This is a genomic window from Stieleria sp. JC731 (assembly GCF_020966635.1).
Classification (GTDB): domain Bacteria; phylum Planctomycetota; class Planctomycetia; order Pirellulales; family Pirellulaceae; genus Stieleria.
In genome coordinates, this window is sequence record NZ_JAJKFQ010000029.1 from 301,277 (window position 1) to 324,923 (window position 23,647).

Here is a 23,647-nt window from a genome sequence, read left to right on the forward strand (position 1 = left end):
GCCCCGCTCTTTGGCACCTATGCTTTCGAGTGCTCACACATTGTCGATGACTGAAGTGCTTCAATAGAAACCATCGCTCGCGTAGACGCGGGCGAAAGATCAACACATGTCCTTCCTGACGATCCTGTTTTTTCTCGCCTTCGCCGTTTGGTGTATTCCGCTGGCGAGATATGTCCAGATGGTCCACATGCTGCTTGGACTGCTGTGGATCGGAACGATCTTCGGCCCGCCATTCTTCGCCTTTGATGGCCCGATTCAAATCAGCTTCGATCGCTTGCTGCTTGCGATCACGATCGGCGTGGCGGCGTTTCATTGGTGGACGGGCCAGATCAAGCTTCCGACTCTCAATCGCGTTGATGTCTGTGTTGCGGGACTGGTTGTCTACATCTACTGGAGCAGCCGTGGGTACAACATTACCGAAACGATTGTCGACCCGACCGCTAGGTGGCTGTTCTACATTCTTGTTCCGGCAGTCGTTTATGGGCTGGCGCGGATCACCCCCTTTTCGTCGGTCGATTTCAAGCTTTTGATGCGTGGGATAATCGTCCTAGGGCTGTACCTTTCGGTGACCGCGGTTTGCGAAATCAAAGGCTTCCATGCGTTGGTTTACCCCAAGCACATTTTGAATCCTGAAGTGTGGATGTTTCTTGGGCGTGGTCGCGGCCCGTTGCTAAACCCTGCGGGCAATGGGCTGATTATTTCGATCGCGATGGCAGCCGTGGCGGCAAGTTTTGTGAATGCGGATCGCCAGTCGAAAGCCTTGTATGCCGCCTTAGGAGTGATCCTTTTTGTTGGCTGCTATGCGACGCTGACACGCAGTTGCTGGTTGGGCATTGCCGGTGCGGTTGCGGCTGTCGGTTTTGTCTTTAGCCCTCGATGGGTTCGCGTGATGGGGCTGGCGTCCATGGTGCTGCTTGCGGTCGCGATGTCGATGGGCCTGAAAGAGCATCTGATGTCGTTCAAACGCGACAAAGCTCTATCGGCCGAAGATGCGGCCAAAAGCGTCGAACTGCGACCGCTGCTCGCCGCCGTCGCTTTTGAAATGTTCAAAGACAAGCCTCTGACAGGACACGGGTATGGCCAATATCTGCAGCGTCACACCAGCTATCACAGCATCCGTGAACTCGGCATGCCGTTGGAGATGGCACGGCCCTACAGCCATCACAACGCGTTTCTGGCCTTCCTGGTCGACTCGGGACTGATCGGACTTGGGCTGTACCTGGGTTTTATCTCTATGACGGCAATCTATGGCTGGCAACTGGCGCACAACGGAGGTTTGCCCTTAGAAGCCCGACAATTAGGGCTGTTCAGCCTCGCAACGCTGGCGGCCTATTTTCCCAATGCCATGTTTCACAACATGACCATCATTCCCATGGTGCAGATCTTTCTGATGACCTCTGGCGGACTAGTTGTCACCGTTTACCAGCGGGGACTTTCTGACGCCAAACAGGGCGAACGCAGAAGACTTGCAACCGACAGCCATCGGGCTCCTGCCCATCTGACCGGATAACCCTGCTACCACCTGTTTTTGTAGTGGCGGTGCACGACTAGAGACATGTCCGAATAGGGACATGGGGGGCGAAAGGCGGCAAGCTCCGGGGGTGAACGATCCGAATGAGAAAAAGGTGCGCCCCTTAAAGCGGTAGCGGAATGATCAACAACCTAACAAACAATCATCTTGCCATCGCCTCCGGAGACGCGAAATTGGTTGTTGGCCTAATTGGCCCCGCAGCCCGCTCCGCAGGAACTCCTATGCAAGACGCATTCCGCAGTTATCGCCATACAAAAATCATCGCAACGATCGGTCCAGCGACTGAGTCAGAAGAAAAACTGACAAAGCTAATCGAAGCTGGCGTGGATATCGTTCGATTGAACATGGCCCACGGCACCGGCGAATGGGTCACAGAAATCATCGGCCGAATCCGCCAGGTTTCAAAATCGATCGGCCGCCATGTTGCCGTGATGATGGATGTCAAAGGCCCCGAAGTCCGCACAGGACCAGTAGAAAAAACAATCAACCTTTGCACCGGCGACAAGCTGGAATTGCACACTTCCGATTTTGAACAGAAGGATGATGGCGTTCATCGCGTCAGCGTTAATTATCCGGACCTGCCCAAAGACGTCTGCGTCGGAACGACCGTTCTGATCGACAGCGGTTTGATCCGTACGGAAGTCCTCTCCAAAACCGAAACGACGATCCTGCTGGAAGTCAAAACGCCGGGCCCGATGGGCTCCCGACGCCATATCAACCTTCCTGGCACCCTGATCAACCTGCCTGCACTGACAAAGAAAGACGAGCGAGACCTTTTGGCGGGTGTGCAAGCCGGCCTGGACTTCGTCGCACTTTCATTCGTCCGCCAAGCTGCTGACATCCGCACTCTTCGTGACTACTTGAAATCGATCGATTGCAAAGCTCGCATCATCGCCAAGATCGAAGATCAGGCGGGTGTGAAGAACATGGACGAAATCATCAAGGAGACGGATGCCGTGATGGTTGCCCGCGGAGACTTGGGTATCGAAATCGAATACCACAAACTCCCGCTGGTCCAAGCAAAGCTGGTGCAGTCCTGTCAGGCTCACGGAAAGCCCGTCATCATCGCGACACACCTTCTGGAATCGATGGTGCAATCGCCGATGCCGACTCGGGCAGAGATCTCCGACGTTTCCAATGCGATCCGCGAGCAGGCCGATGCGATCATGCTTTCGGGTGAAACCACCACCGGGGCTTATCCGCTTGAATCGGTCGAGGTCCTTAAAAACATTTGCCACAGTATCGAGCCATCGGTTGATGGGCAGATCAACGACCGGATTGAGCTCCATACGCCGAAATCCAAAATGCTGCGATCCAGTGTCAAACTGGCAAAGGAACTCGGCAAATCAGGCGTTGTCGTTTTCACACGCAGCGGCTTCTTGGCTTATGTTCTCGGGGCGATGCGTGCCCAGAATGTGCCGATCTATGCGTTTACCGACGTTCCGGAAACCTTCCACCAACTCATGCTGCCTTGGGGTGTCGAACCCTTCTTGATGGACTTCGACGAAAACCCCGAGATCACGATCCAAAACGCGCTTGGGCAGCTCCTGGTTAAAGGCTGGTGTACCGAAGAGGATTGGCTAGTCGTGATCACCAACGCGCTAGCCGATAACCAAATCATCGATACGCTGCAGCTGCGACAGGTAAAAATCACCTGCGACGTCAAGTTCTGAGCACGGTAGCTCTGAAGGCAGTGACGATAGGGACGGCGACTCCGCCGCCCCCCCGCTTGGTCGTTAGCCGAAAGCTATCGATTCGAGGCTTCGGTCATTTCGGCTAATGAATTTCCGTCCAGTTCATCTGGAAAGTCTCCCGCCCCCCGGAAAACTCGCTCTGTGCGTAATTTATTGGGAATTGGACGGTGGAACCCTCTTCCGAATCGCCGAGACAGTTGATAACCTTCGCGGTCCCCCATAAGACAGCGAATGCTGCGGCGTTCTGAATTCATTTCGAGCGGCCTCGGTAACCTCTAGCACCTGTACACTCCAGCAACGGAACGATGGGAACAAAGATTAAGACCCATAAGGGCACCAAAAAACGATTTCGTCTGACCGCCAAAGGCAAAGCGATGCACCGTCAAAGCGGCACCAGCCACTTGGCATGCGGTCTGAGCAAAAAACGCCGTCGTAACCTGCGTGGAACTACCTCGGTCGATCCTTGCATGGAAAAGACCATCCACGCCGCTCTGAACGGCTACAGCTACTAAGCTGAAATTTATTCTTCATTTGATCTCTCCCCAATTGGATGGGCAATCAAACGTCGATCAACCAAGCGTGAAACGAAATCTACCACGTGGCGTGATCGGGGCCTGACTCCAATACAAATCTGAAAGGAATGCACCCATGCGTGCAACTGGCGGAGCCGCTCGTCGGCAATCCAAGAAACGTCTCTTTAAACGAGCCAAAGGTTATCGCGGTGGACGCGGTAAACTGACCCGTACCGTCAAGGAAACCTTGCTGCGTAGCGGCGCGTATGCGTTTCGCGATCGTCGCGTCCGTAAACGTGATTTCCGCCGTCTGTGGATCACTCGTTTGAACGCCGCCTGCCGTCAACATGACATGCGTTACAGCGAGTTCATCTTCGGACTGAAAAAGGCCGGTATCGAGCTCGACCGCAAAACGCTCTCCGAAATGGCTATCCACGACGCCGATGGCTTCAAAGCGGTCGTCGACAAGGTGAAAGAAGCGCTCGCCGCTTAGTTTTCGCGAACGTTCGGGTTCGGCCGGATGTCTTTCCGTGGCGTGTTCGATACGCCACATTTACGACGTTTCTAACGTTCGTATCCGGCCGCCTTGGATGATGCCGGCAGACGATTGGATCTGTCGGCAGTGATGCCCGTCGATTTCGCGCAAACACACTCATTGCCCTATGTCTCTGAAAGACTTTCTATCGGCCCTCGACTCGCTGCAGTCCGAGGCAATTGGCACCTTAGAAGGTGTCGCAGACGCGGATGCCTTCGAGGCTGCGCGTGTAAAGTACGTTGGCCAAAAGAAGGGCGCGCTCAAAGACATCCAAAAACAAATGGGTGCCGTTGCCGCCGAAGATCGCAAGTCAGCCGGGATGAAGCTGAACGAGGTCAAGCGAGCAATCGAATCGGCCGTCGATGACGCCCAGAAGCGTCTGCTTGGCGGTGACGAACAGTCTGGCGACCCGACCTTCGATCCGACGCTTCCTGGCATTCGCCCCAACGTTGGACACATCCACCCGATCACCCAGACCATCAATCACTTGATGGAAATCATGGGACGGATGGGCTTCGAAGCTGCCGAAGGGCCCGAAGTCGAAGACCCGCACCACAACTTCGTGGCGCTGAACATTCCCGAAGACCACCCGGCACGCGATCCGCTGGACAACTTCTATTTGGCAACAGCCGAATCGGGAACCCAACGTCAAAACATCGAAGGCTCGCGGCTGCTGCGTAGCCAAACCAGCACGGTGCAGATCCGTGTGATGGAAACTAAGCAGCCTCCAATCCGTGTCATCTCGCTGGGACGTGTCTATCGCCCCGACGCTCCCGATGCGACGCACTTTCCGATGTTCCACCAGATGGAAGGGCTGTACGTTGACACCAACGTCACGATGGCCAACCTGAAAACCGTTCTGCGAATTTTCGCAACGAACTACTTAGGTGGTGACGTCGAAATCCGATTCCGCCCCTCGTTCTTCCCCTTCACCGAACCCAGCGTCGAAGTCGACTTTTACTGGGACGGAAAGTGGATCGAATTTGGTGGAGCCGGCATGGTCGACCCCAATGTATTCCGCGCTGTCGGTTACGACCCCGATAAGGTGTCGGGATTCGCATTCGGACTTGGCGTCGAACGTCTCTGCATGAGACGACACGACATCAAAGATATCCGCGACCTTTACAGCGGCGACATGCGTTTCCTTTCGCAATTCTGATCTTGTTATCAGCAGACTTTTGTTCGCCCTGATAACCTCACTCCACTAGCGATCTCAGATCTCAAATGTTGGTTTCCTGGAACTGGCTAAGCCGCTACGTCGACTTGTCGATGGACCGATCCGAATTGGAGACCAAGCTTAGCCTTAGCGGACTCAATCACGAAGAAACGGATTCTTGGAAAGAGAACCCGGCGTTGGTTGAAGGCGACTATTGCATCGACTTGGAAGTAACCAGTAATCGCGGTGATTGCTTGGGGCACATCGGTGTCGCCCGCGAAATCGCGGTCTTGTTCGATCTGGATCTGAAGACGCCTGAACCCAAGCTACAAACCTCGTCGACCGATGTCGGAACGCTACTAAAGGTTGACAACCAATTTGTCGAAGCCTGCCCTCGCTATACCGCACGTGTAATTCAAGGCGTGAAGGTTGGTCCCAGCCCGGACTGGCTCGTCGAAGCATTGCGGTCAGTCTTCTGGCGACGCAACAAAGATCAGTCGGTCGAAATCCCACAAAGCGTCAACAACATCGTCGATGCGACCAACTATGTGATGATGGAATGTGGGCAGCCGCTTCACGCTTTTGACTACGCAAAACTGACCGGGCAACAGATTGTCATTCGGCCAGGCCAACCGAAAGAGATCATCACGGCGATCGACCATCGCCAGTACGAACTCGATTCGTCGACCTGCGTGATCGCGGACCAAGAACGCGCCTGTGCGGTCGCCGGTGTCATGGGTGGTGCCGATTCGGAAGTCACCGAATCAACAACCGACCTCGTTATCGAAGCCGCGATCTTCACCCCATTGTTCGTACGTCGATCGGCAAGGGCTTTAAAACTGCATAGCCCATCGTCCTACCGTTTCGAACGTCGTGTCGATCCGGTCGGAGTCGATTGGGCCAGCCGCCGTGTCTGTGAATTGATCGCCGAAGTCGCGGGCGGAACCGTCGCTGACGGGATCATTGATACCGCACCCGAGATCTCACCGAACCCGCCGATCGTCTTGCGACTTTCGGAAATCGAACGGATCCTCGGAATTAAGATTTCGGCCGACGATACCACTCGTATCCTCAACGCGCTCGGCTGCGAAACGAAGACAAAGATCACCAGCGACGAAGGCAGCTTTGTGCCGCCGTCTTGGCGTCATGACCTGACCCGCCAAGCCGATCTGATCGAAGAAGTCGCGCGTGTTCACGGCTACGAAAAAATTCCCGAAGACAGCCCGATCCCCGTCGCCCCCAGCAGTAAACGGGCGTTCGACGTCGCGGCCGAAAAGATCCGCCACACGTTGACCGCCGCTGGTTACAGCGAAGCGATGACACCCAGCGTTGTCCGGCAGGTTTTGGATCAATCGCTTTCACCTTGGACCGATCGCCCCGCTTTGGTCACCCAGACAGCGATGCTGAAAGGTGCCAAGACCATTCGCCGCTCTCTGCTGCCAAGCTTGTTGGAAGCGCGAGCAAACAACTGGGCATCGGCATCCATCGAAGCGAACTTGTTCGAGATGGCTCATGTGTACCTGCCTGACGAATCCCCCGAAGGCCTACCAGACGAACACTACAGCGTCGGCATGGTTTCCGGTGAAGACTTCTTCGTTGTCAAAGGTGCAGTCGAAACGCTTTGTGAATCGATGGGAATCGGTACCGCGTTCGGTATCAAACCTCGGCAACTAAGCGGGTTCGTCGAAGGCCAAGTTGTCGAACTATCACTGGGCGACGACTGCCTGGGCTACCTTGGCGTCGTTGCACCAAAAACGCTGAAACAGTGGAAGCTGCCTGGCAACGTTGTCACTTGTGAACTTTCGATGTCGACGCTGATGAAACATGCTCAGCTCGTTCCGCAGCAGCAATCGGTCAGCATGTACCCCAGCGTCGAACGCGATTTGAACTTCGTCATGAAGGAATCGATTCGCTGGAGCGAACTTGAAAACATTGTTCGCTCTGCCGTCGGGGAACAACTAAAAGCGGTGACCTACCGCGAAACTTATCGTGATGCCGAGCGTGACGGCAAAGACAAGAAACGCATTCTGATGACCGTACAGCTGCAAAAGGATGACGCCACACTTAGCGGTGATGAGGCTGACGCCTTGGTCCAAGCGGTGATCGGAAAGTGCAAGAGCGAACTCGGCGCCGAACTGCTGGGTTAAGATGCCCGTTCAAGTATTTGCTTACTGCACCAACCGTCATGCGTCTTGGCCTGACTTCCCGCATCAGCCCGCGATGCGTCGCGATCCGTCCACGCCCGGATTTGACCAGCATCTCATCGAGATGGTTTCACAGATTTTTGAGCAGTCGGGCGGTGAAATTAGCCAATCCGTCTACGGCGTCTGCCGGCACCTGCAACGCACGAACGTCATCCTGGCTTTTGAAGTCGATGCCGAACACTTGGAAGCGATCGCGCCTTGGGCTTGGGAATTCAACGCGGTCCTTTTCCTGCCGGATGGAAACATCCGCGACCCCAACGGAGCAGTATTGGTCGATCGCGAAACGATGCAGCCGGACCCCAAGGCGCAATTGCCTTTTCCAGTGGATGCGCGAAGCCGCAAGGCACAGTCTGAAATACAGCTACGCAACCGGCAAATCGATACGCCGGAAACGCTTCCGCCAGTTGTTGCTGAATCAGAAGTCCAGCTAAGACCGGCTGATGAAGTTGCGTGGCGTGCACTGGCTTTGTTTATCGTCGCGGTCCGCGCCGAATCGCTGGCGACAGAAGAACCGATTCCGGTCGAAACCTTGCGTGCTAAGCAGCCACTGGCGTTCCAAGCGTTGACGCCCTGGGAACAGGCTTTCATGGAGAACGAATCTCCCAGCAGCGAGGATGTCTCCGCTGCGGGCTGGCGTTATGAGTCACTGGCGGCACTGCAGTGGGCGATGGGCTTGGCCGCGGCGCTGCCATTTCCTGATACGATTTGCGATGTTCCCGCCGCCGCTAAACTGATGATGTCGGTCCAACCTAGGGAGTTGGTTTCCGCAGCGACCCTGCGACCGACCGATCAGATTCTGGACGCTCTCGATCTGAACTTTCGGCTGCTGTGGGCGGCCCGCCAAGCGTCCGTCGACAACGTCGATCCGCCTGCAGGGCTCGAAGGCGGCGTGGTAGCGGAACGGCAACACACGCTAAACTGGTTGACTTGCTTCGAAAATGCAGAGTGGGACGACGTCGACATTCCCAGCTGATTTCTCCCATCGCCGATTGTGGCGATGCAACGAAAATGCTTGACCCGCATTTTCAGGCCGGCTGAAGAAACTGGGATATCGCGCATGGACCCAGCCAGACATCATCCTCGCCAAAAGTGAGAAAGCGGTTGCCATCCGCAAAAAGACGGAAGAAGACTGGTCCCTTGAGCGTCTGATTAGTATCGAATGCCACCAACACCACCTGTCACCTGTTCCAATGAATGCCATTTTTAGGGTTTGGCGATGAGCGAACTGAAAGGCGAATTGCGTCCCAAACCAGAAGATCTCGGTGTCGAAGACCCAGACTTGGTCCCCATGTCCCGAAAGGACTTTCGGAGACAAAAACGTCGACAACGCCGAAAGCTCATGCTTGCGGTGCTTCCGACGATGTTGACGCTCGGCAATGGGATGTGCGGTTTAGGTGCCATTGCCGTCGCGGTTAGCGGACCAGAGCTGAACTGGCCCTTGGAACAAAAGCTATTTGCGTCGGGACTGCTGATCTTTGGCGGGATGTTGTTCGATGCACTCGATGGTTCGGCCGCGCGAATGACCGGTCAAGAAACCGAATTCGGAGGGCAACTCGATAGTCTTTGCGATGCGGTCACTTTCGGAACCGCACCGGCAGTCATCATTTGGCGCATCAGCGACGCCTTACCGCAACGCTTTTTGTGGGCTTGCGGTGTTCTATTCACGCTTTGCGTTTTAATTCGCCTGGCGCGATTCAATGTCGAAACAGGCGAAGACGACACTCACGAAACTTTTGAAGGACTGCCCAGTCCTGCCGCTGCGGGTACACTCGCCGCGTTCGCACTTGCGATGCCAGAACTTAAAAGCATCGCCGAAGAAGCATCGTATTCAGAGCACGTTCAGTTGGCCGCTGAAAAGGTTCTGATCGCCTCACACTACATCATCCCAAGTCTTGCGGGTGTTTTGGCGTACCTGATGGTTTCGCGATTCCAATACCCGCACTTGGTAGCCCAGTATGCGCAAGGCAAACGATCGCTACATCAGATCGGCCAAGCGCTCTTTGTGGTTGTCGTCGCGATCTTTATTCACTGGATGGTGCTACCGATCGCGTTCTGCTACTACTCGTTCGGAACGCCACTGAAATCGCTACTGATGAAATCAAAGGCCGATCCACCGTCTGAGATGGCACATCACCACGGCGACTAGAATTGCGATTTGGGCAGTTCCAAAGTTCGATTGTTAACGACGTTCGTTGTACAAACAAACGGCTTCGTCAAAACTGGTCAGGCCATCGACGACCTTATCCATCGCACTTTGAGCCAGTAGCTTCATCCCTTTCTTGACGGCAAACTCCTTCATCGCGCCGCTGCTTTCGCCAGCCAGGATCATCTGCCGAAGTTGATCGTTAATTCGAATCACTTCGAACACGGCGACGCGTCCTCGATAACCCGTTTTTCGACACTTGTCACACCCGACGGCTCGGAACACTTGCAGATCGCCTGGAATTCCATAACGCTGGCTGATTTCTTGATCCAAGTGGTAGGGAACTTTGCATTCATCGCAAAGCCGTCGAATGAGACGCTGGGCAACAATGACCCGCAAAGCGTCAGCCAATCGATAAGCTTCGATCCCCATGTCCTGTAGTCGTACGATCGCGCCGATCGCATCTTCGGTGTGCATGGTGGATAGAACCACCCGCCCGGCCATTGATGCTCGCATACAAACGTCCGCGGTCTGATGATCGGGTAACTCGCCGACCATCAAGACATCTGGGTCCTGCCGCAGCAAAGCTTTGGCTGCTTCGACGTAGCCGAACCCATCCTGCGAATGGGTCTGCATTTGATTGATTCCGTCGATGCGAAACTCAACAGGATCTTCGACAGTACAAAGATTCGTTTCGGCATCATTGAGCGATTCCAAACAGGAATACACCGTCGTGGTCTTGCCACAAGTCGTTGGTCCTGTGACAAGCATCAGCCCGCTCTGGCAACGAATTGACTCCATCAGGTCTTTGCGTTGTCGACGTGTCAAACCTAATTTCGATAGATCCAATGGAACTGCAGCTTTGTCTAAGACTTTCATGGCGACATTTTCGCCGTTGATCGTCGGACAGGTGCTCATCCTTAGATTGACTCGGTCATCACCAAACCGGACCGTGATCACACCGTCTTGCGGCAACTTCCGTTCTTCCACGTTCATCTGTGCAAGAATCTTCAGTCGGTTGGTGACGTTTTGAACTAAAGCGACGGGAGGAGGCGAGATCTCAGTCAAGACGCCATCGATCCGCAATCGAACACGACAGGACGTCTCGTAGCACTCCAGATGAATATCCGTCGCCGCAAGCGACAGGGCTTGTTCAAACAATCCGTTGACATAGCCGATGATTCGTCCGTCTCGGCCAGGCGGTGGTGATTGATCAAGATGCAGAACTTCGCTTTCGGCAACCGCGACGTCATCTTCCTCATCACACTCGTCGTCATCGATCTCTTCGAAATCCATATCGCTCATTGCCGGAATCGGATCGGTCCACTCCGCACCCTGATAAAGCACGTTGAGCAACCGTTCGACGACCGTCAGGGGAGCGAACATGGGGCGCATCTGGCGTCCGGTCAACAAGCGAACCTCATCCGCCAACAGCAATGAATCTGGAGCAAATACCGCGACCTCTAAAATGCTTCCATCATCGTTTAGTGGCGCAACGAGATGATCACGGCATAGGCGATAGGGCAATATTGATGCGATCGAAGGATCAATTGGCGGAGCGGCATTGATCGGAGGATCGAACAGCGGAACTAAATAGTGCTCCGAGTAGCAGCTCGCGATTTGAGTTTCCGAAGCTAAGCCACACCGGATGATCGATTCTTCGACAGTGCAATTATCTTTGCCTACCGACTGCCAAAGATCTTCCAAGCGTTCAGGATCCAAGCGATCAAGCCGATCGAGCAACTGAATAATCAGAGGGTGACGCTGGCTGCTCGCGGTTGCTGTGGAAGAAGAGTTAACAGCTTTCATGATTTGGAGTGCCCTTTTTCCAAATGTTCGCCTTGTCCGTTTTCTGACTGGACCGTCCACAGTCCCATGTCGTTCGATTCCGATGACCAACCTGCATCGGGCGCGTCCTTGGGATGCGAATCGAACACTTTAAAGCTAGCTCGATTGCCGTCTGCCTGACTTCGCCTTTTCATTTTTGGAACATCATTGATACTCTTCCGTGCCTGGCCGAGTGATATCCCTAAACTTGATGCCTGACGTTTCGATGTCCTCTTGCCGTCACACAGTTGTTTTTCAAGAGGTTGGCTTACAACGAAGAACAAGGCATCGAAAAGAACAGAGAATGCCTGAGGGTTTCCCCGCCTTGCGAAACAAGCCAGCACGGCTCGTCGAGTTCTTGTCTAGTTCTTATCTAGCCCGCGATCGCTGGCCAGACTTTTTGGGTCAGCGTGTAAAAAGAGATGCCGACAAGGACAATGAATCCCGGAACGGCCAGCGTGTTCAACATCCAGCCGTTGCGATACTCACCCATGACAGTTCTTAAATTGCATAGATACAACATGGTACCTGCAATTAGCGGCGATGCGATCACGGTCAGAGCTTGCGCCGCGACAATCGCTGTGAAAGGGCGCACGCCGGTCATCACGACATACATCGCGACCACCATTCCAATCAACAACACTGCCGCAGTCAGTGCTTTGGGAGCCTTTTGATCCGGACGGTCCCCCCAACGAAGTGCGTCGGACAGGATGAAGCCACCGATCATCGAATTAACAATGAACGATGAGAAAGCCGCTGCAAACAGTCCGACACAAAAGATCACTCGCCCCTTCTCTCCAAATAGCGGGACAAGGGCGTCAGCCACTTCACCAACACTTTCCAGCTCGCGATGACGCAACACAGCGGCAGCCGTTGCCATGATCATCGCAGAGATCAACCCCATGATGATCGCTGACAACCCCGCATCGGCGACTCCATCTCGCAAATTTGCTGGCGTCCAACCTTTGAATCGAGCCAAGTATGACTGGTAGTACGCCGCACTAATAACGAACGTCGTTCCGACCAATCCTAGCAGCGGCAATTCCAATTCGATGCCATCAAGTGGCACCAAGCCGCGTGCCACTTCGGTCACACTGGGACGGGCAAATGCAAGGTTGATCGTAAATGCCAACAGCATGATGCCGACGAAACAAGCCATCAAGCGTTCAAGAACTTTGTAAAGGTTCGCGAACCCGAACAGGATCATCAAGACGATGCCGTTTAGAACCAGTGGCCAATAATTCGAATCGAAATACGACGACAACGCCGCTTGCGTTCCCAGGTTATTCCCAAACTGAAATGCTGATGCGATAAAAAAGACCGTCACGCCGATGACGACAGCCACGGCCGGATGGAGATGGTCCCGCACCAATTGGGCGATTGATACGTTGGTAACGGCACCCAACCTCATTCCCATCGTGACATAAGTCATCATCATCCCCACGGCGACCACGATGACCCATAGATTGGAATATCCTGCTTGCGCCCCGACCTTCGAACTGGTCAGAATACTTCCCGGTCCGATGACAACACATGCCGTCACAAGACCCGGTCCGATTCGATTGACCCAAGTTGATTTCGAAGGCGAGGCAACTTCGTTCATCACACCGCTCCCAGACCTGGACCGTCCAAACAACTGGTATCCATCGAGCCATTTCGAACAGCAAAGATACCTGGGAACCTTGAGTCCCAACCTTCATTCGCGACCGGACAGTATTGGCGTGAGTTTGATTCAATCGCCGCGACGCCGGGAATATGAGCTGCCAATCCCGCGGAATGAATCAGTGAAGCCCCTGGACATGTCAGGTCTTGCACACACAAGAACATGCCAAGTTTCTTGATCGCGACGGCCATCAACAACGATTGCGATTGCCCCTTACATGCCTTCAGTGCCGCGCCGGTGTAGCCCATTTCCCGTGCCAGCAACAATGTTTCCAGATCGGTCAAAGATTCATCGATAACGACCGGTTTCAATTCCGCCGCTCGATGCATCTTGTTGTCCGGATAGGCTTTCAGGTCTCGCGCTGTTGGCTGTTCGACATATTGGATTCGATCAAAGCCCAACCGAGAGGACTCTTTGACACGACGCAGCACTTCAATCAAATAATCAACATTGGGACAACGCTCATTGAAATCGAGTGAGTAGTACCATTGACCAACACCTCGTTCGGCCTGAACTTCGGCAGCAATCCGATCAACTTTGACCACCCTTTCGACATCCCATTGAACATCGTCGCCATTGAGCTTGATCTTCATATGAGTCAGCCCGTTGTGGCGAATCCACTGCGGAAGCGTGTCCGGCAAACCGTCACCCGTTGGCGACTGAACTTCCTGATCATCGAGCGGATCCAATGCTCCGACCAAGTGGTACAAAGGCATCGATGGCTTGACAGTTTCGCTGACGTAACTGCTGATCCACTCGCCTTTGTAGCTGTCGCCCAGGTAGTGCCCAACATCATGGCTCATCCATTGTGTGCCATAAGTGCGGTAGCAATTCAAACCATGAACCTTTCCAAACCCATCGTGAATGGCTGCGTCAAAAGGACTTGCCGTCACCAATGCAGCTAACTTTGGAATGGGGTCTGCCAATTGAAGCTCTGTCGATAGCTGGTTGGTACAGTCAAGGAACTGATGTTCCAGAGCCACACCCAAATCGACGGGATGCCCGAACTCGCTATACGCTTTCGCAATCGCCTCAAAACGTTCAGCCAACTTCGTCATCGCACCGAGCGTTTCGTCGTAGGAAAGCTGTTTCGATGGATACGCCCAGATGTTCGACAAAGGCATCGATCCGAATCCTTGCCCCTGTTTGCCGTCTCGAGTCACGACGTCGATATGCACATTCAGCACGGTGGCTTTGTCAACGGCAACTCCCCCGAACTTCATCACCGTTCGATAGTCAAAATTTTCGTAGCTGATACGTACATCAGTGATCCGAATATCCGTCTGCTTCATCGTCTTGTATTGATCGAGCTGTTTTAATTTGATTGGAAGTGACGAGTTTACAGCTGCAGGCTTTCACAGGTGATCGATCCGGCCTATCCATGCGGCAATTATGCTGACTTTCACCCGATAGCGGGGAGAAACATTACATCCGATCCGTAGCAAGACCATTGACGGCTGGCTGCAGAAACAAGCGCCGAAGTCAAAACCCGAACCGGTCTTGGTGGTCGATGAAGGCTTTGCTTTCCGCTAAGATTCAGCAATACCATCCCTCGATCGAACAGAATCCTATGACGACTTTGCACGTCGAACATCTCCGTCGCACGTTTCAGTCAGCAGGTGAACCACTGCATGTCCTTCGCGACGTCAATATGGATGTCACCGGTGGCCAGTCGCTTGCCATCGTCGGCCCCAGCGGCAGCGGAAAGAGCACCCTACTGCAAATACTGGGAACGCTGGATCGCCCCGACGCTGGCACCGTTAAAGTCGATGGTGAAGATCCGTTCTTGCTCGACGACAAGCAAGTCGCACATTGGCGAAATCAAAAGATCGGATTCATCTTTCAAGACCATCATCTTTTGCCGCACCTTTCGGTGATCGAAAACGTTCTTGTTCCAACGCTTGCCGGCGGTCGTGCCACGGACCCATTGGTCGAACGTGCGCACGAGTTACTTCAATCAGTCGGTCTTGCGGAGCGGATTGAGCATTTGCCGAGCATGCTTTCCGGCGGCGAGCGGGAAAGGGTTGCGATTGCCAGGGCGTTATTGATGAGCCCCTCATTAATCCTGGCGGATGAACCGACTGGAAATCTGGATCGCAGGACGGCTGAATCCGTCACAGAAGTCTTGCAGAGTTTGCAAAAGCAGAATGGATCAATTTTGATTTGCGTCACACACAGCGAAACGCTTGCCAACGCGATGGATCGCCGTTTTGAATTGCTCGATGGCAAGTTGGTTGAATAAGATGCTGGCAAGTGGCTTCAATCGCTTTGCGAAATCAACCGCGAATGAATCCAGCTAGATCGGCAATGCGAAGTCTTCAAAACTACTTATGACACTTGCCTTCACGCCGTTGCATGAAACGACAACGGAATAAACTAGAACAGCAAGACCTCGCCGGCGTCAACGTGCTCTTCTTCTTGACCATCGTTTCCGACGTCTTGCACGATGTCTGCCAAGTTATCGTCGACAACCTTCCGGTTTTCGAACAAGGCTACAAGTTTTTGGATGTCATGCTCAGCCCGTTTTAAGCCTTGCGCAACTGGATCCTGGAACTGCAGATAAGAAAGTGTATCGCGAGACCGTTTAAGGATGTCGTTGTTGCGGCTTTCGGTCGATTCGAGAACCCGACTGAGCAGTGTGGATATCGACTGCGTTTCGCGTCGCACGTCGGTCATCTCTGCTCGGAATTCATCCGAAAACTCTGACAACGATTCCGCAATAGATACGGTCTCGGCTTCCAGCTTTGGCATCCCTTCGACGAACTCGGCGACAGAATCGGCGATCGTATGATTGGCTTCTTCAACACATTCGCTGAACGATTTCATTTCTTCGCCAAGCACGGCGAATGCGCGACCTTGTTCCCCCCCAAGGCGACTTGCTTCGATCTGAACGTTAAAAGCCAACACCTGGCTTTTCTTCATCAAGTGGGCTGTTTGTTTTGCCGCATCGTGGATCCGTCGCGACGTTTGGTTTGCCATACGAACGAGTTCAAGTTGCTTTGAAAAGCAGTCTTCGACGCGATTGACCAATGCTTCGATCATTTCCGACTGATGTTCAATGGCTTCGGAAATGGTGCGATCCTCGGCGTCAGCAGATTCACCATCCTTCGCCTCACCGCTTTCGGCGCGAACAAATCGAGCCAACGATTCGCGCAGCTCGTCGTTTCCGGACGTCGCAACGTCGACGATCGAGATCAATAGTTCGCCAATATTGAGCGCTGCGTCTTCTGTCGTCGAACGCATCTTCTCCATATCTTTCATGATACGAGAAGTCACTTTCCGACAGAAAGCGATTTGCCCGAATGAGGCTGTAAGTTTTGAAAAACCGAACATACTCTACCTTGTTCGTCTTTCGTATCTAATCAAACGACGGAAATCTCATGGGTTGATCGAACGAGACCCTGCGGTTGTAGACACGGGAACTGTTCAGTTGGTGTTGGTCAGCTTCTTCACCGCTGCGACAAGCATATCGGCTTTGAATGGTTTAACGATCCATCCACACGCGCCGGCTGCTTTCGCTTTGGCGATCAAGTCTTTGGCACCTTCGGTCGTCAGCATGATGATCGGCAGGCTCGCGAACTTGATATCTTTCTTGACCTCCGCGACCATCTCGATGCCATTCTTGTTCGGCATGTTGACATCGCAGACAACGCAATCAACGGACCCTGCTTTGATTTTTGCAACTCCGTCGACGCCATCAACAGCTTCGCTCACACTTAACCCCGCTTGGGAAAGTGCCGCGCACACCTGCTGGCGAACGGTCGCCGAATCATCAACAACTAGGACGTTAGTACTCATGGCGTCTAAATGGGGGTATGTAGGAAAATGGATTCGTAAAACTCTGGCTTACACAAAAGAGCACGCCGACTAGAAAAGATGCAGACTTCCCTCATCAGCACAGACAAGGTCAGGATGGTGCTCCCAACTTGAATCATCTGTGATGTTGACGTGCAGCAATACGATGACTGTTCCCAAGCTCATCTGCACGGCAAGGATGGTTTGCTCACTGCAACCGGTGGTGAAGCCAAGTTGCAAACCCTGAACAGAAACGGGCAATCCCATCTGGCAGTCCACGTGAAATGCAGCGAGATTATTTTTAAACCTTCCGGCCAACTGGTTGGTCAGTTCACCGACCCAATCAGTCGGACTGTCCGCTAACCCTTGGCACAAGGCGTTGATCGTGTCGACATTCGAAAGCAGACCGATCGAGCAGCGAACCTGATCTCCGCAAAGGCCGATCGATGAAGTCACCATTTCGTTGGACCGTGCGTAGTTGTCTGCCTCTTTGCGAAGAAGTTCCGCAGACGCCACACGATCAAGGAACTGCGGTTTAACTGCCGAATCCGAATAGAACTCGAACAGTTCGACCACAGCATTGGTGAATTCTTCGTCAATGATCTGAGAAGCTGAACGCATCTTTGGTCACCTCCAGTCGAATAATATTGGTACTCATGCAGTTCAAGCTGCCGAGATAAGCAGGTCTAAATCGATGCCGTGCGAAGCTAACAACTGGCACGTTTCGGGCGCCATCGCATCGGCGGGGAAAATGAATCGATAACAGGTTCCCTCACCCTTTCGGCTCTCAACTTCAATTGAACCGCCTAGCGACTCGGTCGCTTGCCTCAACGCGCCCATGCCGATCCCTCTGCCACTGATCGACGTCACTGTTTTTGAAGTGCTAAGCCCAGTCGCGAACAAAGCGTTTACGAGGTCGTCATCGGTTTGGAATGGTAGGGCACGATCCTGGGCAAGTTTCGCCACCCGATCCCAATCGATTCCCTTTCCATCGTCCGAGATCGAAACCACAAATCGCTCGTCTTTGATCGCGGTTTCCAAAATGATCGTTCCGAAATCGCTTTTCCCCATCAGTTGCCGATCTTCGACTTGCTCCAAACCGTGGTCGACAGCGTTGCGAATCGCATGAACGAGCGCGGACCAGAACGGCGACCAATGTTTCGGTTCGGTACGGAGGCTTCCTGATCGCACGAGAACATCGATGTTCCCTTTCTCCAGTTGCTTTGCCATTCGCTTTGCCTGTGTCGCAATACGCTTCAGGCGAACGTCTGTCGGTTCGAGCTTCCAAGCGGCGACCAATGGAGCCAAGTTCTCGGCGGGTTCACGATTGAGGATGCGTAAAAGCAGTTGGTTGTACTGATCATCCGTGAGACGATACTCGTCATCAGTGTCGCTGATCAGACGTCTTAAATTTGCTCGGACATGCGTCCAGCATTCGAATAGCTCTGACCAGATCGCGCCTTCAGACATTTCCCCCGACTCGGCAAGAGCAGACTCGATGTTGTGGCACGCGTCAGCTAAGCGTTCGATGCCAAAGATGGCCGCGTTTCCTTTGAGCGTGTGGATTTTGCGTTTGGTGACTGCTAGATCGACATGCTGGTTTTCTCGCAATCCGTCGATCAGTTCAGAAGACTCGTGAAAGAACTCCAAGAATCCGCTGCGGTCTTTTGTGATGCCGTCGAGCATCCGAATCAGCTCGCGACTTTCAGCTTCTAGTTTTTGGCGTTCAACTTCCGAAGTGATATCCGTCACAACGACAGTTAGGTGTTCTGGCTCTGTCGGTTCGATCGGGTAGTATTCGATCGAAAACGTGCTCGCCGCATTCTCAAACCGGGTCGGAAGCTGGTCCAACGTTACTTCGACAGGCATGATCCCTTCGAAGACTTCCTCGAGTCCGAATGCGAGCCACTCGGCTGCCTTTCGGTCGTGGCGTTCGATCACATCGATCAACGTCTCGCCTGGCTTGATTTCACCAAGCATGACCTCGACCGCTTTGGAACGCTCTTCTTGGATCGAGCCATGTTGATCAATCGTCAAGAATCCTTGATCCACCGAATTGAGGATCATTCGCATGTCGTCGTTGCGAGCCTCAAGCTCGGACGTTCGCATTGCGACAATCTTTTCCAAGCCGATAACGTTGTCGAAGAAACTACGTGCGATAAAGACCGCCGCGATCGATTCCAAAACGACGAATGCCGCATGGACGCCGACCACCCAAATCGGCGCGTCATAGTTGAACACACTTGACGGCAACCAATACCAAAGGAGCAGGTGATGCAGTGCCGCCGTTGTTGCCGCAGCCAAAATCACTGTGGGATTTGCAAACACGGCCAACAGTGCGATCAATACGAAGAAATAAAAGTGCATCTCGATCTGCACCGGCCCCTGTCCAAAATGCACAAGCAAACCGCCCATGAACATCGCCGAGATACCGATGACGACCGAAACCGCTCGCCGAGATTTGAATGTCCACAATGCGGTTAGCGGTCCTGCCAACACAGCAGTTGTGAGGACCACTGCATCAATCGCGTCGGTATCGTTGAAGTACGCGATCGCAGCAAAAATCGGCAGATGGCAGGCTAGAACGATCGTGAAAACACGATTGATGCGCGCCAAGTAGTCGTTTTCGAAATCCGAAACGGCCGCAGGCAATACAATGTATCGAGCCAGTGAGGAGAACATTCGTGGTCTATTCCTGTTCGTACTTCAATTGCAAAGGATCGACAACCTTGCGAAGGCTTCGCGAAACCGCACATCCATAGATGGGCAATGACTCAACAGATTGACCTTCAAGCAATGTCTTGATAATGGAAACGTCTTGAACATCGAGACCTTGCTTCCTCGATGTATAGCCGCCGCTGTAGCGAATTGTGCCGCTGTGGTCGACAACTAGCATCATCGGGCTTGACTCGATTCCGAAGCGCTCCTTCAACTCTGTATGTTTGACGCTTTCCGTTGCGAACCCTTTTTGCGTCGCTTGTCGGTCAAACTCGGGATCACTGCCGACAAACAAGATCTTTTCGTGAGTACCGTTAATCGGCGTTCGTTCTAGCAACGTTCTCAGCACTCGTTTTGAACACGGACACTGTAGATTCATCACATGAATCACTCGCAATCGTTGATCTCGGTCTGAAACATCCGAGATCAACCCGGCGTTGACGCGGCTTCCCATCTCCGGCATTGGCAGTGTGACCCAGTGAGCCACCATCAATGCCGAAATCACAACGCTCAGGCCTATGGCCCACACAACGATCGCGAACTTTCCACCGATCGCAGTGATACGGCGCAAAACGCTTGGCGTGTTTTCAGTTGATGCTGTGGTGCTCTCCATGCTCTCCATTTGACCCAAAGCAAATACAGTTCTTCTGCCACCTAAAAGGAGGCCCAGTATTACCTTGGACAAAAGTTGACTCTCGGCGCTTTCGGCGACGGTAAACCGACCAAAATGGTTGTACTTCGGTCGAGGGAATACCCTCGAATCCACCGTGCTCCGCAACCAACCGGACTCGAAGGCCGTGCTGACTCGAAGGCGATGCCGGATGATGCTCACAACGGTCACGCAGATGGAATGGCGATCGATGTCATCACGTTGATGAACAACTGACCTTTGCGAGGCAAATCGATAAGCAACAATCCCCACGGCGCAATTGGAAGATCTGTCGCCGCCATGGGTTGACCACTATCAGATGCGTTGGCGAGCAAAACAAAAGCGATAAACTGTCTGCCGAGAACTGACACAACACCCACCCTCCCCAACCGAATAACGCCATGGCAGAGAGCCGAACTGACATCCTTCAACGACTTCGCAACAAGATCGCAAATGGGCTTCCAATCATCGGTGGCGGTGCCGGGACCGGGATTAGTGCAAAATGTGAAGAGGCTGGCGGAATCGATTTGATTGTGATCTACAACTCTGGTCGCTACCGCATGGCCGGACGAGGATCTCTGTCAGGCCTGATGCCCTATGGAAATGCGAATCAGATTGTGAAGGAGATGGGATACGAAGTCCTGACCGCGGTCACGCAAACTCCGGTGCTTGCCGGGGTGTGCGGAACCGACCCATTTATGATTCGAAACCGTTTTTTGCGCGAGCTCAAAGATATCGGCTTTGCGGGCATACAAAACTTCCCGACAGTCGGCTTGATTGATGGAACCTTCCGCGCGAACCTCGAAGAGACCGGCATGGGGTTCGATCTCGAAGTCGAATGTATCGCCGCGGCGCACGATTTGGATTTGCTAACCACCCCTTACGCGTTCGATGCGAAACAGTCCGAACAACTGACTCAAGCGGGTGCGGATATCATCGTCGCCCACATGGGCCTGACGACCAGCGGAACGATCGGCGCAAAAACAGCGTTCACACTCGATGACAGTGTTGTCCGTGTCCGCGAGATCGCCGAAGCGGCCAAGTCGGTCCGCGAGGACACAATCGTCCTATGCCACGGCGGTCCGATCGCGATGCCAGAAGACGCCCAGTATGTTCTCGATCGCGTGTCGATTGTGGACGGATTTTACGGCGCAAGTTCGATGGAACGACTGCCAACCGAGATCGCGTTGACAGACCAAGTCCGACGTTTTACCGAGATCCGCCGCTCATAGATCCGTCGTGCATAGATCCGTCATACAAAGATTCGTCGGCGGATCTGTTGGACTTTGCCCTACCTAGAATCGGACTGCGACGATTTCTTTCGTCGCTGTGTAATCAACGCGTGCATCACATCACTTCGACGAACAACGCCTTGCAATTCGTGAGGCTTACCGCGACTGACAACAGGAATACAGTCGTCCGTTTCACCTTGAAACAATTCGAACGCTTTGGTCGCCGGGTCGTCCATGTGCAAGTACGACTGCAAATCACTGACCAAGTCTTCGGCGCGGACTAATTTTGCCGCGCTATGATCAAACAAAACATCGCTTAGCAACGGATAACGTATCACGCCGACGACGCTAAGTTTGTCATCGACAACCGGGTATGTGTTGTCATGACTGTGTTCGATATGGTCGACAACTTGATCAAAATCAGCCGACTGATGGATGCCTTTCGTCTTTCGCAACAAATCGCTGACCTTGACTTTGCTGATCGAAGCCGGGGTCGGTTCACTCCGCCGCAGCGCCGATCGAAAACGGTCGACCACATTGCGAAGCTGCTCCATCGGAGTCCGACTGGTGTGGTGAATCGCTTGGGCCAGAGGAACTTCGCCGGTCTGAAGCAACGATTTCCGGATCCAAAGCGGCCCGAGAATTTCGAATAGAACGACGGAACCCAAGATGATGTCCTGAATCGGTTTGCCCAGCGACTCATCACGGCCGACAGCAATCGTTGACAATGCAATTGCCGCGCCCGCCTGGGCGAAAAGACAGGCCCCACCCCAATCACGCAATTCGCGTGGTTGACGCGTCACCTTGGCAGCAAGGTAAACACCAAACCATTTGCCTAGGACACGAAAAACGATATAGACCGCCCCAAGCTTACCGGCGGTGATAAACGCCCCTAAATCAAGCTCGGTTCCGTGGGCGACAAAAAACAAGACCGCAAGCAGGCCCGATAAGTGGTCCAGCTCGTCAACGATCTTCTGCTTGTAGTCCGACGTATTGGCAACGGTCACTCCCATCATCAGGAACGACAGCATGTAGGGAACTTCGAATGTTTCATCGATTCCCAACAGGAAGGTGATCGCAGCAACCAAAAGCACCAACCAACGTTTCATGCTCAGAAAGCCACAGCCATAACTGACAACCAAGCCGGCTACGATTCCCAGGACGATTGAACCGAGAACGTTGCCGATCACGCTCATTAATTCCGTGGCAAAACCGGTATGCAGCTTCCCTTGAGAATACTCGATTGTCAGGAAAGCGAATTCGAACAGGACGATGCACGCGAAGTTGTTCATCGCGACCAGAAATCCGGTGCTTTCGGTCACGGGACCTTCGGACCTAAATTCTTTCAGCACCAGAATCGTTGTCGCAGGTGCCGTGGCCACCGCCAGGCAGCCGAGTAGCAGAGCCATGCTGCCGGTACAACCGAACAGAAATAACCCCACAGCGACGAACAACAGCGTTAAGAAAATTTCGCCTGCGGAAATCATCAAGCAGTGCGCAGCGACACGCCTGACTTTGGAAAACGTAAACTCGCAGCCGAGATTAAAAAGCACCAACGCCATCGCGAGCTTCAAAAGGGGCTCGACAATCGTCACATGGTCTTCGGGAACCCAATCCAAAGCACTGGGGCCGACCAGCAATCCGACCAAAAGGTAAGCGGTCACTTTTGGCAGATGGACGAGATCGGCGAACACGCCTGCGGCCAAGCAGGCGGCCAACAACAAGCCGATCGTACTGGTAATTTGCAAGTCTCCCATGGGTGCAAAGTTTAGTCGATTTCGCGAATTGCGGGGCTCTGCGAAGATCGCTTCTGGGGCTGGAGGTCTGGCGAAGTGCAATTGCTCCAATTGTGTGCGTCGTGCGGGCGACCGAACCTTTCGAAATCGCACCCCGGCGGAGACACGCAATCGTTACTCGGAACGCTGATTGCGACTTCGGGCTGGGCGGTCAGATCCAGCAGATGCGTGCACCGTATGAAAGTGAGACAT

General features: G+C 53.5%; 20 protein-coding genes. 10 read left to right on the forward strand and 10 right to left on the reverse strand.

All coding sequences use genetic code 11. The annotated features are described in order from the left end of the window. Positions 1-106 precede the first annotated feature (106 nt). The 8 genes from LOC67_RS25875 (at position 107) to LOC67_RS25910 (ending at position 9,778) form a co-directional block, all read left to right on the forward strand. Positions 107-1,510 (forward strand): O-antigen ligase family protein, encoded by a 1,404-nt coding sequence (locus LOC67_RS25875; RefSeq protein ID WP_230265748.1) that lies wholly within the window; start codon positions 107-109, stop codon positions 1,508-1,510. A 140-nt stretch (positions 1,511-1,650) separates the two neighbouring features. Next, positions 1,651-3,204, forward strand: coding sequence for a pyruvate kinase (pyk, locus tag LOC67_RS25880; protein WP_230265749.1), 1,554 nt, complete (start codon positions 1,651-1,653; stop codon positions 3,202-3,204). A gap of 326 nt (positions 3,205-3,530) precedes the next feature. After that, positions 3,531-3,737, forward strand: coding sequence for a 50S ribosomal protein L35 (rpmI, locus tag LOC67_RS25885; RefSeq protein ID WP_230265750.1), 207 nt, complete (start codon positions 3,531-3,533; stop codon positions 3,735-3,737). 136 nt (positions 3,738-3,873) lie between these two features. Then, entirely contained in the window at positions 3,874-4,230 is a 357-nt protein-coding gene (gene rplT / locus LOC67_RS25890; protein ID WP_230265751.1) for a 50S ribosomal protein L20, read from the forward strand. Positions 4,231-4,399: 169 nt separating this feature from the next. After that, entirely contained in the window at positions 4,400-5,431 is a 1,032-nt protein-coding gene (pheS, locus tag LOC67_RS25895) for a phenylalanine--tRNA ligase subunit alpha (RefSeq protein ID WP_230265752.1), read from the forward strand. 110 nt (positions 5,432-5,541) lie between these two features. Beyond that, positions 5,542-7,575, forward strand: coding sequence for a phenylalanine--tRNA ligase subunit beta (gene pheT, locus LOC67_RS25900; protein ID WP_230265753.1), 2,034 nt, complete (start codon positions 5,542-5,544; stop codon positions 7,573-7,575). A gap of 1 nt (position 7,576) precedes the next feature. Beyond that, positions 7,577-8,605, forward strand: coding sequence for a DUF4272 domain-containing protein (locus tag LOC67_RS25905; protein ID WP_230265754.1), 1,029 nt, complete (start codon positions 7,577-7,579; stop codon positions 8,603-8,605). A gap of 243 nt (positions 8,606-8,848) precedes the next feature. Continuing rightward, a complete protein-coding gene (locus LOC67_RS25910; protein ID WP_230265755.1) occupies positions 8,849-9,778 on the forward strand; it encodes a CDP-alcohol phosphatidyltransferase family protein in 930 nt (309 codons plus the stop codon). A 33-nt stretch (positions 9,779-9,811) separates the two neighbouring features. On the opposite strand, the gene LOC67_RS25915 is transcribed toward LOC67_RS25910, so the two are convergent. The 4 genes from LOC67_RS25915 to LOC67_RS25930 form a co-directional block, all read right to left on the reverse strand. Continuing rightward, positions 9,812-11,584, reverse strand: coding sequence for a GspE/PulE family protein (locus LOC67_RS25915; RefSeq protein WP_230265756.1), 1,773 nt, complete (start codon positions 11,582-11,584; stop codon positions 9,812-9,814). Further along, entirely contained in the window at positions 11,581-11,757 is a 177-nt protein-coding gene (locus LOC67_RS25920) for a hypothetical protein (protein ID WP_230265757.1), read from the reverse strand. The genes LOC67_RS25915 and LOC67_RS25920 overlap by 4 nt, the downstream gene beginning before the upstream one ends. A 218-nt stretch (positions 11,758-11,975) precedes the next feature. Then, the gene (locus LOC67_RS25925) at positions 11,976-13,205 is read right to left on the reverse strand and encodes an Nramp family divalent metal transporter (RefSeq protein WP_230265758.1); all 1,230 of its coding nucleotides are present in this window, start codon (positions 13,203-13,205) and stop codon (positions 11,976-11,978) included. Beyond that, positions 13,205-14,557, reverse strand: a complete 1,353-nt coding sequence (locus LOC67_RS25930; RefSeq protein ID WP_230265759.1) for an enolase C-terminal domain-like protein — start codon at positions 14,555-14,557, stop codon at positions 13,205-13,207. The genes LOC67_RS25925 and LOC67_RS25930 overlap by 1 nt, the downstream gene beginning before the upstream one ends. A 278-nt stretch (positions 14,558-14,835) precedes the next feature. Here LOC67_RS25930 and LOC67_RS25935 point away from each other — a divergent pair, with 278 nt between their 5' ends. Further along, a complete protein-coding gene (locus LOC67_RS25935) occupies positions 14,836-15,507 on the forward strand; it encodes an ABC transporter ATP-binding protein (RefSeq protein ID WP_230265760.1) in 672 nt (223 codons plus the stop codon). A 134-nt stretch (positions 15,508-15,641) separates the two neighbouring features. Here the strand turns inward: LOC67_RS25935 and LOC67_RS25940 are convergent, their stop codons facing one another. From LOC67_RS25940 to LOC67_RS25960, 5 genes are all read right to left on the reverse strand, one after another. Continuing rightward, entirely contained in the window at positions 15,642-16,508 is an 867-nt protein-coding gene (locus LOC67_RS25940; protein ID WP_230265761.1) for a methyl-accepting chemotaxis protein, read from the reverse strand. Between the two features lie 183 nt (positions 16,509-16,691). Then, on the reverse strand, positions 16,692-17,063 hold the full coding sequence (locus LOC67_RS25945) for a response regulator (protein ID WP_230265762.1): 372 nt from the start codon (positions 17,061-17,063) through the stop codon (positions 16,692-16,694). A gap of 69 nt (positions 17,064-17,132) precedes the next feature. Continuing rightward, complete coding sequence (locus LOC67_RS25950; protein WP_230265763.1) at positions 17,133-17,681, reverse strand: chemotaxis protein CheX; 549 nt, start codon at positions 17,679-17,681, stop codon at positions 17,133-17,135. Between the two features lie 42 nt (positions 17,682-17,723). Further along, on the reverse strand, positions 17,724-19,742 hold the full coding sequence (locus LOC67_RS25955) for an ATP-binding protein (protein WP_230265764.1): 2,019 nt from the start codon (positions 19,740-19,742) through the stop codon (positions 17,724-17,726). A 7-nt stretch (positions 19,743-19,749) separates the two neighbouring features. After that, a complete protein-coding gene (locus LOC67_RS25960; RefSeq protein ID WP_230265765.1) occupies positions 19,750-20,391 on the reverse strand; it encodes a thioredoxin family protein in 642 nt (213 codons plus the stop codon). Between the two features lie 437 nt (positions 20,392-20,828). On the opposite strand from LOC67_RS25960, the gene LOC67_RS25965 reads away from it, so the two are divergent. Then, positions 20,829-21,659, forward strand: coding sequence for a phosphoenolpyruvate hydrolase family protein (locus LOC67_RS25965; RefSeq protein WP_230265766.1), 831 nt, complete (start codon positions 20,829-20,831; stop codon positions 21,657-21,659). A gap of 59 nt (positions 21,660-21,718) precedes the next feature. Here the strand turns inward: LOC67_RS25965 and LOC67_RS25970 are convergent, their stop codons facing one another. Continuing rightward, positions 21,719-23,416: a cation:proton antiporter gene (locus LOC67_RS25970; protein WP_230265767.1), complete on the reverse strand. Its 1,698-nt coding sequence runs from the start codon at positions 23,414-23,416 to the stop codon at positions 21,719-21,721. Positions 23,417-23,647: the final 231 nt, after the last annotated feature.